This is a genomic window from uncultured Abyssibacter sp. (genome assembly GCF_964000955.1).
Taxonomy (GTDB): Bacteria; Pseudomonadota; Gammaproteobacteria; order Nevskiales; family OUC007; genus Abyssibacter.
Map to the genome: position 1 here is coordinate 22953 of NZ_CAXFCL010000247.1, position 13428 is coordinate 36380.

The 13428-nt window shown below is 65.8% G+C and carries 8 protein-coding genes; 3 read left to right on the plus strand and 5 right to left on the minus strand.

Annotation, left to right across the window (positions count from 1 at the left end; all coding sequences use genetic code 11):
- Positions 1 to 87: 87 nt before the first annotated feature.
- On the minus strand, positions 88 to 1668 hold the full coding sequence (gene ahpF, locus ABNS06_RS12110; protein ID WP_348674857.1) for an alkyl hydroperoxide reductase subunit F: 1581 nt from the start codon (positions 1666 to 1668) through the stop codon (positions 88 to 90).
- Positions 1669 to 1811: 143 nt separating this feature from the next.
- Positions 1812 to 2375 carry an alkyl hydroperoxide reductase subunit C gene (gene ahpC / locus ABNS06_RS12115; protein WP_348674858.1) on the minus strand — a complete coding sequence of 188 codons (564 nt, stop codon included), beginning with the start codon at positions 2373 to 2375 and terminating at the stop codon, positions 1812 to 1814.
- Positions 2376 to 2696: 321 nt separating this feature from the next.
- On the opposite strand from ahpC, the gene ABNS06_RS12120 reads away from it, so the two are divergent.
- The 3 genes from ABNS06_RS12120 to ABNS06_RS12130 are packed head-to-tail and all read left to right on the plus strand — an operon-like array spanning position 2697 to position 5926.
- A complete protein-coding gene (locus ABNS06_RS12120; RefSeq protein WP_348674859.1) occupies positions 2697 to 4484 on the plus strand; it encodes a VWA domain-containing protein in 1788 nt (595 codons plus the stop codon).
- Between the two features lie 12 nt (positions 4485 to 4496).
- Positions 4497 to 5354 carry a hypothetical protein gene (locus ABNS06_RS12125; RefSeq protein ID WP_348674860.1) on the plus strand — a complete coding sequence of 286 codons (858 nt, stop codon included), beginning with the start codon at positions 4497 to 4499 and terminating at the stop codon, positions 5352 to 5354.
- Entirely contained in the window at positions 5351 to 5926 is a 576-nt protein-coding gene (locus ABNS06_RS12130) for an RNA polymerase sigma factor (protein WP_348674861.1), read from the plus strand. Before ABNS06_RS12125 ends, ABNS06_RS12130 begins: the two co-directional genes overlap by 4 nt.
- Here the strand turns inward: ABNS06_RS12130 and ABNS06_RS12135 are convergent.
- From ABNS06_RS12135 to ABNS06_RS12145, 3 genes are all read right to left on the minus strand, one after another.
- Positions 5884 to 10116 carry an EAL domain-containing protein gene (locus ABNS06_RS12135; RefSeq protein WP_348674862.1) on the minus strand — a complete coding sequence of 1411 codons (4233 nt, stop codon included), beginning with the start codon at positions 10114 to 10116 and terminating at the stop codon, positions 5884 to 5886. The two genes, ABNS06_RS12130 and ABNS06_RS12135, sit on opposite strands and share 43 nt — an antisense overlap.
- 61 nt (positions 10117 to 10177) lie before the next feature.
- The gene (locus ABNS06_RS12140) at positions 10178 to 12082 is read right to left on the minus strand and encodes an EAL domain-containing protein (protein WP_348674863.1); all 1905 of its coding nucleotides are present in this window, start codon (positions 12080 to 12082) and stop codon (positions 10178 to 10180) included.
- 205 nt (positions 12083 to 12287) lie between these two features.
- Positions 12288 to 13184, minus strand: coding sequence for an alpha/beta fold hydrolase (locus ABNS06_RS12145; protein ID WP_348674864.1), 897 nt, complete (start codon positions 13182 to 13184; stop codon positions 12288 to 12290).
- Positions 13185 to 13428 lie beyond the last annotated feature (244 nt).

A 13428-nucleotide genomic window follows, 5' to 3' on the forward strand; every position in this document is an offset into this window, starting at 1 on the left:
GAGGAATGGATGCACGGGCGGGCGGTTTCGATCCGGAGCGGGCGGGCCACGCGGCTCCGGGTCTGTCAGGTGACGTGACCGATGGGGTTACGCCGCCTGCTGTTGCGCGTCGTCAGGGGCTGAACTGCGCATCAGATGGTCGAACGCGCTGAGCGCGGCGGTGGAGCCGCCACCCATTGCGATGATGATCTGCTTGTACGGCGTCGTCGTGACGTCACCGGCCGCGAACACGCCGCGCATCGAGGTCTGCGCACGGTCGTCGATGATGATCTCGCCGCGGTCGGTGAGGTCCAGCGTGCCCTTGAGCCATTCACTGTTGGGCAGCAGGCCGATCTGCACGAACACGCCTTCCAGTTCCACCGTGTGGATCTCGTCGGTGTTCCGGTCCTTGTACTTCAGGCCCTGGACCCGCTGGCCATCGCCGAACACCTCGGTGGTCTGCGCGGAGGTCAGCACGTCCACGTTCGGCAGGCTCAGCAGCTTGCGTTGCAGCACGGCGTCGGCGCGCAGCTTGCTGTCGAACTCCAGCAGCGTCACATGGGCGACGATGCCGGCCAGGTCGATGGCGGCCTCGACACCGGAGTTGCCGCCACCGATGACCGCGACGCGCTTGCCCTTGAACAGCGGACCGTCGCAGTGCGGGCAGTAGGCCACACCCTTGTTGCGGTAGTCCTCCTCGCCGGGCACGCCCATCTGGCGCCAGCGAGCGCCGGTGGCGATGACCAGGCTCTTGGCCTTCAGCGCGGCACCGGATTCCAGATGCACTTCCAGGAACTCGTCGCCCTCGACCAGCTTGCTGGCCTTTTGCAGCTTCATCACGTCCACGTCGTATTCCATGACGTGCTGCTCCAGCGCGGCGCCCATCTTCGGGCCTTCGGTCTTGGGCACGGAGATGAAGTTCTCGATGTCCATGGTGTCCATGACCTGACCGCCGAAGCGCTCGGCCACGACGCCGGTGCGAATGCCCTTGCGCGCGGAGTAGATGGCCGCCGCGGCGCCGGCGGGTCCGCCGCCAACGATCAGCATGTCGAAGGGATCCTTCTGCTTGATCTTCTCGGCCTCGCGTTCGACCGCGCCGGTGTCCATCTTGGCCAGCAGTTCGTCGACCGTCATCCGGCCGGAGGCGAAGTGCTCGCCGTTGAGGAACACGGCCGGCACGGACATCACCTGACGCGTCTCGACCTCCTCCTGGAAGAACGCGCCATCGATCGCCACGTGCTCGATGTTCGGGTTGAGCACCGCCATGACGTTCAGCGCCTGGACCACGTCCGGGCAGTTCTGGCAGGACAGCGAGAAGAACGTCTCGAACTTGTGCGTGCCGTCGATGGCCTTGATCTGCGCGATGGTGTCCTCGCTCAGCTTCGGCGTGACGCCACCAACCTGCAGCAATGCCAGCACCAGCGACGTGAACTCGTGACCCAGCGGAATGCCCGCAAACTCCACGTGGATTTCGGCGTCCGGCGTGCCGATCGCGAAGCTGGGAATGCGCTTGTCGCTGTCGGTTCCGCTGCTGACGGTGATCTTGTCCGAGGCGCTCTTCAGCTCACCCAGGAAACTCAGCATCTCCTTGGAGCGGTCGCCATCGTCGGTGTAGGCAGTGATTTCGACCGACCGCGACAGTCGCTCGAGATACTGCTTGAGCTGTGCTCTCAACTGATCATCCAACATCTCGTCGTTCCTCTCATTCGGGAAGCAGCGGCGTTACGCGCGCTTCCGTCCGTCGGTCTGGCCGGCTGTCGCAACAGCCAGCCGCGAATTCGGGTGGCAGGTCGGCCGGAGCCGACCTGCCGATCGATCTTCGGCGGCGCCGTTTAGATCTTGCCGACCAGGTCCAGGGACGGGGTCAGCGTCTTTTCGCCTTCCTTCCACTTGGCCGGGCAGACTTCGCCGGGGTGGGCGGCCACGTACTGGGCGGCCTTGACCTTGCGGAGCAGCTCTTCGGCGTTACGGCCGATGCCGTTGTCGTGGATTTCGCAGAGCTTGATCTCGCCTTCCGGGTTGATCAGGAAGGTGCCGCGCAGGGCGATGCCTTCTTCTTCGATCATGACCTGGAACGCACGGGCCAGCTGGCCGGTGGGATCGCCGATCAGCGGGTACTTCACCTTGCCGATGGCGTCTGAGGTGTCGTGCCAGGCCTTGTGCGCGAAATGGGTGTCGCAGGACACGCCATAGATTTCGACGCCGATCGCCTTGAACTGGTCGTACAGGTCAGCCAGGTCTTCCAGCTCCGTCGGACAGACGAAGGTGAAGTCGGCCGGGTAGAAAACGATGGCGGACCACTGGCCCTTGAACGTTTCTTCGCTGACTTCGACGAATTCGCCTGCCTGGAATGCGGTGGCCTTGAACGGCTGGACCGTCGTGTTGATCAGGGACATTCCTCTCTCCTTGTTGCGTTGGGTGTTCCGTTGGGGGAGTCGAACGCTACAAACCTCAGAGCAATAGGGCAAGACAATCGTTTTTATGGGTCTGATTGTTTTTATAAATTGATCGGAAGCGCTTGATCTGACGGCGTTTTTGCCGGGCGATTGTGGCTCCCGGCGCCGATTGGCGGCGCCTTGAGCGCCAGCGGGCCGCTGCCGGTCTGCGCGCTTGCGCAGCGCGACCGGCGCCGACCCTGACACTTTCCATCCCCGCTGCGTCTATCCGGGTGTGAAGCAAGCAGTGCTTTCCGAGAACAGCGAAACAGGAGATTCACGATGAAGCAGCGGGTCGCAGGCATTTTGATGATGGGCACGGCGGTCGCGGTTGGGCTGGCGGCCTGCGCGGGCGGTACGGACCGCCGCACAACGGTCGAACATGACGCCGACACCGATATGGCGACCGTCGCCACTCGCCCCGAGCCCCCGGCGGCGCCCGAGGTTCGCGAGGAGGCGGTCCGCGCCGCTGGCCAGCTCGCCCGCGGCAAGCAGGCCTCGAGCAGCTATGCGCTTTCGGCGCAGGACAGCATGGCGCGGATGATGGTGCCGACGCCCATGCCACCGGCCGTTCCGTTCAACCGCGAGGGCTATGAGGCGATCAGCGAGAACCGGTTCCACGATCCTCGGGTCACGCCGCTGTCCACCTTCGGTCTGGATGTGGACACGGCGTCGTACACCAACCTCCGCCGCTTGCTGAACGCCGGTCGCAGGCCTCCGGTCGACGCCGTACGCATCGAGGAACTCGTCAACTATTTCGACTACAGCGAGTTGCCGGTGGATGGGCGCCACCCGATTCGCATGCGCACCGAACTGAGCCACGCACCATGGGCGGATGGTCATCTGCTGGCGATGGTCCAAGTGGCCGCGCAGGCGCCCGAAGCCCTGCGCGACCGGCCGAACCGGCTGGTGTTCCTGATTGATACCTCGGGGTCGATGCAGGCGGCCGACAAGCTGCCGATGCTGCAACGCGCGTTCCGCCAGCTCGTCGAGCAACTGGACGAGGACGATTCCGTCGCCATCGTCACCTACGCCGGTCAGGCGGGTCTCGCGCTGCCGGCCACGCGCGGCGACCGCAAGTCGGCGCTGTACCAGGCGATCGGCAATCTCCAGGCCGGCGGTTCCACGGCGGGTGCGCAGGGCATCGATCTGGCTTACCGGATCGCCCGCGAGCAGTTCGACGAGGATGCGAACAACCGGGTGATCCTGGCCACCGACGGTGATTTCAACGTCGGTGCGTCCAGTCAGGGCGAGCTGGTGCGGCTCATCGAGCAGCGGCGCGATCAGGGCATCTACCTCACCGTGCTGGGCTTCGGCACTGGCAACTACCAGGACGGACGGATGCACCGCCTGGCCGACCACGGCGACGGCAACTACTACTACATCGACACCGACCTGGAGGCGCGGCGCGTGCTGGTGGAGAAGCTGCAGGGCACGCTGGTCACCGTGGCCAAGGACGTGAAGCTGCAGGTGGAGTTCAACCCGCGGCGCGTGGCCAGCTACCGTCTGCTGGGCTATGAGACCCGGGCCCTGGCGGCGGAGGATTTCAAGGACGATCGCAAGGACGCCGGTGATGTCGGTGCCGGTCAGCGCGTGACGGCGTTGTACGAGATCGTTCCGGTTGGCGCCGACACCGCCGAACCCGATGCGTTGCGCTACCAGAGCCGCGAAGCGACGCGCACCGGTCGGCGCGGCGACGAATGGATGCTGGTGAAGGCGCGCTACAAGCAACCGGAGGGTGGCGCCAGCACCGAACTGCGCCAGACCGTCAGCGCCGATGCACCTGCGCTGGAGCGTGCGTCCGATGACTTGCGATGGGCGGCGTCGGTTGCCGAATTCGGCCTGTTGCTGCGTCAGTCCGAGCATGCGGGGCAGGCCACGCTGGATGCTGTGCTGCGCCGTGCCGAGGAACTGGCCCGAAGCAGTGATGATCCGGCCCGGGACGAGTTCGTCGGGCTGGTGCGCCAGGCCGGTTTGCTCGCGAGCGGACCCGAGGCTCTGCGGATGGGGCGCGACTATCAACCCGTGAAGCGAGGGGCGGTGGAACAGGCCCGCGTTCAGGTTCGGTGATAATCCGCTGTCATGGCTGACGACATCGACCACTGGCTGGACCAGCTCGCGGGCCGCGCGCGCGGCGGTGTGGATGATCCCCTGGATCAGTCTTTGATCGCCGTGCTGCATGACGTCGATGCGCCGCGGGAGGACGAGCTGGGGCTGCGCCGATTGCTGAACCGCCTCGAATCCGAGGGCCTGCTGCGGGCGGCGCCACCAACTCGCCACCGGCCCCGCTGGCTGGCGGTGGCCGCGTCGCTGATGCTCGCGGTGTCCTTGGGCTGGTGGATGCTGCCCGAGCAGGGTCTGCGTCGTGCCGATCACATGGACGCCGCGCCATCGTCCGCACCGGTGCCCGATGTCGAGACTGATCCGGCGATGGCGGCCCGGCGGGCCGCGGAAGCGGAAATCGTCGAGGCGACACCCAGTTCGCCGGAGCCGTCGGCCGATGTCGCGTCGCCTCCACCCGCTCCCCGCGTCCGGGCGTTGTCATCGCCGCAGGCAGGCCGTTCCGAGGAGCATGCCACCGCCGGCGCCGCGGAGGAGGAGGCGTTGCTCGCGGAACATGAGCAGGACCTGCGGCTGGCGCAACGGGAGAAGATGAGGTCGCAAGCACTCAGCGCATTCGCCGCGCCGCCACCGGTCGTGGTGCTGCCGGCGAACGAGGCCGTCGATCTCGACGCGCTGCGTGCGGCGCTGGATGCGCTGGACGGGGTCGACGCCGACTGGCTGGCGGACAATCAGCATGATGCGCTGCGCCTGCGCTGGACGGATGCCGACGCGCGGGAACGCTGGATCGCCGCGCTGCCCGCGGGCAGCGAGATTCCGCGCCTGGACGCCGCGGGGCAGGCCATCGTCCGCCGGTGGGTCGCGGGGGCGACGCAGTGAGCACCGACGAGGCCGACTGCCTGCGCAGAATCGCATCCGGCGGTGCGCCCCGGCGTCAGGGCATCGCTGACCTTTACGCGCTTTACGCCGTGCGTTTTCGTGGTTACTTCCGCCGTCGCGGGGCTTCACCGGCCGACGCCGACGAGCTTTGCCAGGACAGCTTCGTCCGTCTGGTCCGCGCCCTGGATCGGGGCGCTCGGGTCGAGCAACCCCGAGCCTGGATCTGGTCGGTGGCGCAGTCCCAGTGGCTGGACTGGCGTCGGAAGACCACTCCGGCAGCCGTGGCCGTGGCCGCGGGTGACTGGGACGGGACCGAGCCCGGCGAGGATCCGACCGCTCGGGGCGTGCATCTCGACGACTGCGTACGCCGGCAGTTCGCCGCCTATTCGGCCACGGACCCGGCCGGCGCGCAGGCCTTGCTGTGGGCCAGCGTCGAGCAGTTCACGGCACCGGAGATCGGTGAACTGCTGGGCCGTTCCCCGGGCGCGACCCGCCAGTTTCTCAGCGAGGCTCGCAAGCGCGTTCGCGACTACCTGTCGGTTTGCAGGGAGTGGCTGGATGCCTCGAGCTGATCCAGCGCCGAGGAGAGATCGGTCGCGGCGGGAAACAGCAACCCCTGCCGATAGTCCACGCCGATGCGCTGCACTTCCTGATCGATGGCTTGCGTCTCGACGTATTCGGCCACCGTGCGCACACCCAGCAACTTGGCGATGCCGTCGATCGCCGCCACCAGGTCCCGGCTGGCCTGGTCCATCAACATGTCGCGGACGAAGCTGCCGTCGATCTTGACCAGGTCGCAGGGCAGCGACTTCAGGTAGTGGAACGACGCCAGGCCGCTACCGAAATCGTCGATCGCCACGCGGCAGCCGTGGCTGCGCAATTGCCGCACGAACTGGCTGGCCCGTTCCAGGTTGGAGATGGTCGCCGTCTCGGTGATCTCGAAGCAGAGCTTGTTGGCTGGTACGCGGCTCTGGCCGATCATTTCCAGCACCTTGTCGGCGAAGTCGCTGCGTCCCAGTGTCTGCCCGGACAGGTTGATGGACACGAACTCCAGGTCGGCAATGCGGCTGAGATTGGTTTCGAGCTGCGCCAGCGCGGTGCGCGTGACGTGGACATCGACATCGGGCGCCAGGCCATAGAGTTCGGCGGCGGCGATCAGTGCGCCGGTGTCGACGGGCGGTTCCCCTTTCGGGGTATCGACACGCAGCAGCATTTCCAGGCCGACGACCCGATTCTCGGCTGAGGCGACAATGGGCTGGCAGGCAAGGCGAATGGCATTGTTGCTGATGGCGTCCCGGATCAGCTTCGCCCAGTGCATTTCGGTTCGCCGACGGGCATCGCTGGTGTCGGCTTCGTCGAAGACCCGCGCCGAGCCCGGGCCTTCGCTACGTGCGACATAGCTGGCGACGTCCGCGCGGCGGAGTACCTCCTCGGCCTCCACGTCATGGTCGTCGATGCCGACGATGCCGATGTAGCACTCCAGCGTGAAACTGTGTTCGTCGACCTCGATGGGCTGGTCCTTCAGCGTGCGCAGGATGCCGTCGGTGACCCGCCTGGCCTCGTCCACCGGGCAATATTCCATCAGGATGCCGAACTCGTCACCGCCCAGCCGTGCGACGACATCGCGGCCACGAGTGTGCTGGCGCAGCAGCGTTCCGAACTGTCGCAGCACCGCGTCCCCGACATCGTGTCCGGCGGAGTCGTTGATCAGCTTGAAATTGGACAAATCCACCTGCGCCAGCACGTGCGCGGCGGTTCCGGGCCGATGATTCCGCAGAATACGCCGCAGCACCGCCTCGAACTCGCGACGGTTGAGCAGGCCGGTGAGCGCATCGTGGGTGGCGTGGAACTCCAGCTGGTCGGACAGATGCTTTTCCGAGGTCAGGTCCTGGCACAGCACGTACAGCGTGGGTTCGTCGTCGACCGTGACGGCGCGGGCGATGCTGCGTACCCACAGTATCTTGCCGTTGCGACCGGACAGGCGCGCATCCCAGCGTTCGATGCCGTCACCGGAATCGAGAACGCTTAGCAGCAGGCTGCGCGTGCGTGCGGGGCTCCCGCTCAGCGCGGCGAAATCAGCGCCCTGCAGTTCATCGGCCGTGGTGCCGAGTTGCTCTGCGCCATAGGCGTTGACCGACTCGATCTCCAGTTTGGCGTTGAGCGTGAAGAACATCGTCGGGTTGTCGTCGTATAGCGCGCGATAACGGGCCTCGCTGCGCCGAAGACCGGCCTCCGCATTCTTCAGCGCGGTAACCTCCGAGTAGGTGACGACTACGCCGGTGACGCGGTTGACGGCGGTGCGATAAGGCATCACCCGGCGGATATACCAGGCGCCGTCGATGTCCTGAACCTCGTCCTCGATCGGCTGCTCGTCGCGGGCGACGGTTTCGATGTCCGGAAGCAGCGGCGCGGCAACCCGCAGTCGGTTGGCGATGTCGTCGATCGGGCGGCCGACATCGGTCTGGATCAGATTGAACAGTCGCGTGGCGGACGGCGTGAACCGTCTGATCCGGCCCACCGGGTCCAGGAACAGCGTGGCGAAATCGGTGCTGGCCAGCAGGTTGCCCAGGTCGTTGTTGGTCTTCTCCAGTTCGTCGAGCTTGTCCTGCAACTCGCTGTTGACCGTGGACAGCTCTTCGTTGAGCGATTGCAGTTCTTCCTTGGAGGTTTCCAGTGCCTCGTTCGAGGACTGCAACTCCTCGTTCATGCTCATCGCCTCTTCATTCGAGGTCTTGAGCTCCTCGTTCGCGGTTTCCAGCTCCTCGATCGTGCCCTGCAAGTCTTCGCGCGTGGACTTCAGCTCGTTTTCCAGCTGGGCGATGGCGCTGTCATCCTCCAGGTTCAGTCCGGTGGCGGCGTCGTCGCTCGTGTCGAGGCTGTCTTCCGGGGAGAAGCTGATCAGGCACAGCCGCTCCTCGATCCGAGGGTGCTCCAGCGGACTGGCGGTGATTCGCGTGCGCTTGACCGGCCCGTCCTGGATACGGCCGCTAACGGTGATCGGCTGTCGCTCGGACAGCGCCTGCCGGACGATTTGTCGCAGCTTCACGCGCAGGCCTCGGCGGGCCAGCGTCAGCAGGTCATTGCTTGGCGGCCCGTTCGGCAGTTGTAGGTAGTCTCCCGTGGCGCCGAAGATCTGGACCACCTCGAAGTGCTCCGTGACCACGACCGAGGCCGGGACGTAGCGCTCCAGCAGCAGGCCCTGGACATAGGGCGCCAGCATGTCGGTTCCCAACGGGGATTCGGCGGGCTGGAGCTCCGGGTCCGCAGGCTCCTGCGGCACCTGGTGTCGCATGGTCTGAAAGCTGGAGCGTTCGAACAGCGTGGCACCCTGCACGCGCTGGAAAATCCGCGCCCGCTTGTCCACGGCGCGGAACAGCTTCTCCGCCCTGCCGATGGTTTCCGAACCGCCGAGAAAGAGAAAACCTTCGTCGTTCAGCGCGAAGCTGAACAGCGACAGCACCCGTTGTTGCAGGTCGGTGTCGAGATAAATCAGCAGATTTCGGCAGGAGATCAGGTCCAGGCGTGAAAACGGTGGGTCGTTGATCAGGTCCTGCCGGGCGAAGACGACGGTTTCGCGCACGTGCTTGCTGACGCGATAGCTGTGATCCTCGCCGGTGAAGTAGCGTCGAAGCCGTCCCTCGGACACGTCGCCGGCGATACTTTCCGGATAAACCGCGGTGCGTCCGGTCGCCAGCGCGCGCTCGTCGATGTCCGTGGCGAAGATCTGTAGGTTCAGCGGTCGACCCACCTTCGACGCGCCATCGGTGATCGCGATGGCGATGCTGTAGGCCTCCTCGCCCGTGGAGCAGCCGGGGACCCAGACGCGAATCGGCTGGTCGTCCGGCTTGGCGAGCAGACGTTCGATCACCTCCTTTTCCAGTGCCTCGAAGTACTCGGGCTCGCGGAAGAACTGGGTCACGCCGATCAGCAGATCGTCGAACAGCTGCGTGACCTCGTTCGGATCACGTTTGAGCAGCGTGATGTAGTCGCTTATCCGGTGCAGCTGCCGCAGTCCCATGCGCCGCTGGATTCGGCGGGCGACCGTGCCGCGCTTGTACTTGCGGAAGTCGTGCTTGGTGCGTGCCCGGACCACTGATAGCACGGCTTCGATCTGGTCATCCGGCGACTGTGCGGACGATTCCGTGTCCGCCGCGCGAATGTACTGATGCTGGATGTACTGGCGCAGCACCTCCGGCATCGCGGCCGGCGGCAACACGAAATCGACAACGCCCGTGCGGATCGCGGAGACCAGCATGCCGTCGTGCTGGGCACTCTTGGGTTCCTGCACCATGGCCATGCCGCCATTGCCCTTGATTGCCTTCAGCCCCTGTGTGCCATCGGTTCCGGTACCGGAGAACAGCACGCAGATCGCGCGTTCGCGCTCGCTTTCCGCCAGCGACCGGAACGAGAAATCGATGGCCATGCGCGCGCCGCGCTGTTCCTGCGGCTGGTGCAGGTGCAGGACACCGTCGGAGATGGACAGATACCGGTTCGGCGGGATCACATAGACATGATCGGGGGCAACCGTCATGCCGTCCGTGGCCTGGGTGACCGGCATCGCCGTGTACTTGCCCACCAGCTCGACCATCAGGCTGTGACGATGCGGGTCCAGATGCGGGATCAGCACGAAAGCCATGCCCATCCGGCTCGGTGCGGTCTTGAAGAACTCTTCGTAGGCGCTCAGTCCGCCCGCGGACGCTCCAATCGCGACAATGGGAGGCGATGAGGTCCCCTTGTTCCCCGGCTTGGGTCCCTTTGCCATGTGCTTCCCCGACATCGAGAGCGCATGATCTCACACTTGCCACCGCGCATCGGGGCGCGCGTCAGCCCTGCTGGTCCCGTGGGCTGGAGACCGCCCGCAGCGCGGGTTCGGAGGGGAGAAACGCCGCCATGCGAAACCGGTTGCGAAACGCGACGAATTCGTTGGGTGGCACGGCGGGCGAGAACAGGAAGCCCTGCGCACGGGCGCAGCCCGCCTCCCGTATCCAGTCGAGGTGGGTGCGGGTTTCGACGCCTTCGGCCACCACCTGCAATCCGAAGCTCTCGGCCAGGCGCATGATGGCGTCGACGATGGGTGCGCCGTCGCCGGGCAGTCGCGACACGAAGCTCTTGTCGATCTTGACCTCCTGCACCGGGAATGCCGGCAGGTAGGCCAGCGACGAGTAGCCCGTGCCGAAGTCGTCCACCGACAGTCGTACGCCCATGGTGCGGATATGGGACAGCCGTGCCGCGACCGCGTCGAAGGACTCGCCGAGCACGCTTTCGGTGATCTCGAGTTTCAGCTGGCTCGGAGGTACGCCGGTTTCGGTCAGTGCTTTTTGTAACTGGCGCACGAAATCGGGCTCCAGCAGGTGCTTGACCGACAGATTGACCGAGACCGTCAGAGGCGGTTCGCCGTGATCGGTCCAGTCGGTGATCTGGCGACAAACCTCCATCAGCACCCAGTGCCCGATCGACTGGATCAGCCCTGCTTCCTCGGCCAGCGGGATGAACACGCCGGGCGAAACCCATCCGCGGCCGGGGTGTCGCCAGCGCAGCAGGGCTTCCGCGCCGTCGATCTGTCCGGAGCGCAGGTTCACGATCGGCTGATAGGCGACCGAAAGCTCTCCGCGGGTGATGGCTTCCCGCAGATCGCGGATCAGTTCGTAACGCTCCTGGTGCTCCCGCTCGAGGCCGGGGTTGTAGAGGCAGTAGGAGTTCTTGCCGTTGCGCTTGATCTCGTACATGGCCGTATCGGCCTTGCGAAACAGCTCATCGGGATCGCGGCCGTCATCCGGTGTCACGCAGGCGCCGATACTGACGGCGAGCTGGAAACGCCGACCGCCGATGCGGATCGGCGTGGCCAGCACGCGTTGCACATCCTGCAGCAGGTGTTCGCCCGATCCGGCGCGTGCGGACAGCGTGGCAATCAGGCCGAACTCGTCACCGCCGAGGCGGAAGATCCGGACCTCCGCTCCCAGCGCGGTTTCCCGGGTGAAGCGTTCTCCCAGCTGTTTCAGCAGGTGGTCGCCAACACCGTGTCCGAGACCGTCGTTGATGTCCTTGAAATTGTCGATGTCGATCACCGCGACCAGCGTCCGCTGGTCGTCCTCGCGCGTCAGTGCCTGGAGCAGGTCGTTGAACGCGCGGCGGTTGGGCAGTCCGGTCAGCGGGTCGATCTTGGCGAGTTGGCGCAGTTGCTGGCTGGCAGCGTCGATCGCGTGGGCGAGCCGGCCGGCGAAGACGCTCACCGTCGCCAGCGCGACCAGACAGACCAGGGCGGTGAGGCCGGCGAAGATCGCCAGTCGCAGCCAGACGGCCTGAATGCTGACCTGGACCACGGCTGTGCCGATCACGGTGGCATCTCGCTGAATCGGACTCGTCACCGTCAGTGTCGTCCAGCGGCGTTTCGCGCCGGATTCCGTGATCGGAGGTCCGAATGCCGCCAGCGTGTGCGCATCCGAGCGAACCTCGGCGGCGATGGTGGACAACTGGTGCGGCAGGTTCTTCAGATGCGCTCGCACCGCACCCGCGTCATGGTCGGCGACGGCATGCGCCGCAACCGCCGCAAGCATGTTCGCCTGGACCTGCGCGGCGTCCTCGAGGTCGTCTGCCAACAGTTTGAAGACAACGAGCGACTGCACGCCGCAGAGCACGCAGAATGCGAGCAGGGTGTATTTCTGGGCGGTGCGAAGCCGCGCCCGGGCGGAATGCAGGCGGTGTTGTCTGGGCGGCCCCTGAGTGGTCATCGAGGCGCCTTGCAATCATTGAACCGCGGGAACAAGCCCGGCCGGGGGCGCGACAACCCATCGCCGAAGCCGGGTTGGGCACGCACGTAAACCTCCTTGCGTTCTCGACGAACTGCGTCAGGCTCGCGCCTGACGTAAAAGTCATGTCTCCTTCACGGGATTATCGGCCCAGGAACGTGTGTTGCGCGTTAACGGCGGGGGATGTTCACCCCCGTTTGTCGGTTGCCGAGGCGTTGTTGCCGGCCAGCATCGCGACTCGTTCTGCGATAGCCGGCGCGCAGTCCTCTTGCAGAAAATGCTTGCCTGGCAGTTCGATAAGCGGCGTGTCGGCCGGTGCCGCGGCTCTTGCCTGGGCGCCGTAGCGCGCCAGCTTCAGGGCGGGATCATGCGCACCCCACAGGATCTGGACCGGCCGTTCCGTGTTGGCGACAACCGCTCGGTAGATCGCCTGCTTGGCCGGGGTGGGCTCGAATCCACGCATGATCCGCAAAAACGCGGCGCCGCGATCCTGCCGCTTGAGCAGCGCCAGATGGGCGTCGATCTCGGTTGGCGCCACCTGCCCCATGTCGGCAATGCCCTGCATGGCCATGAGGCGGCGGAACACCGGCCGGGTCATGCCCGCGAGCCACACCTCGCCCAGACTGGTCCAGCCGAAGGGGCGCATGACCCAGGGCTTGCGGAACGTCGCCACGTCGATGAGCGTGTTGAGAATCGTCAGCGACTGCACGCGATCGGGCATGGCGTGCGCCAGTTCGAACCCCACCGGTCCACCGATGTCGTGCACCACGAGATGAAAGCGATCCAGTTCCAGTGCGTCCACGGCCTTGCAGGCAAAGTGCCCCAGCCCGGTCCAGCTGTAGTCGAAATCCACCGGGCGATCGGCCAGACCCAGCCCGGGAAAGTCGAAGGCGATGCCTCGCATTCCCCGCTCCGCCAGCTCCGGAACCACGCGTCGATAGAGAAAGCCCGACACCGGTACGCCATGCAGGCAGACCACGGCCTCGCCCTGTCCCTCGTCGCGGACGAAGCTTCCGGTGCCTGCGGCGCTGAATCGATAGCCGGCGGCCTCGTGGGCGGCGATGATTGCTGCGACGTCGGACATGCCTTGTCCTCCACGGATCGACCAGCGGCCAGCCTATCAGGCCGGGGCGGCCAGGAGACGGTCAGCCCGCCGTGCCAGCGAAGGCTCACGTTGACCGGCATGCCGAACATGTCCGTCTCGGCGCGTCGGGACACTCGGGCGGGTGCGGCACGTACAATATGGCGCCCCGCCCGTTGTTCCGAGAGCGATGTCCGACGTTGTGATCGCGGCGCTTTATCACTTCGCGCCGCTGCCCGATTTCGAA

Bases quoted from the DNA above. Each gene is read 5' to 3' on its own strand.
- ABNS06_RS12125 (WP_348674860.1), top strand. From the start codon at position 4,497: ATGGCTGACGACATCGACCACTGGCTGGACCAGCTCGCGGGCCGCGCG.
- ahpC (WP_348674858.1), bottom strand. From the start codon at position 2,375: ATGTCCCTGATCAACACGACGGTCCAGCCGTTCAAGGCCACCGCATTC.
- ABNS06_RS12135 (WP_348674862.1), bottom strand. From the start codon at position 10,116: ATGGCAAAGGGACCCAAGCCGGGGAACAAGGGGACCTCATCGCCTCCC.
- ABNS06_RS12120 (WP_348674859.1), top strand. From the start codon at position 2,697: ATGAAGCAGCGGGTCGCAGGCATTTTGATGATGGGCACGGCGGTCGCG.
- ABNS06_RS12140 (WP_348674863.1), bottom strand. From the start codon at position 12,082: ATGACCACTCAGGGGCCGCCCAGACAACACCGCCTGCATTCCGCCCGG.
- ABNS06_RS12145 (WP_348674864.1), bottom strand. From the start codon at position 13,184: ATGTCCGACGTCGCAGCAATCATCGCCGCCCACGAGGCCGCCGGCTAT.
- ahpF (WP_348674857.1), bottom strand. From the start codon at position 1,668: ATGTTGGATGATCAGTTGAGAGCACAGCTCAAGCAGTATCTCGAGCGA.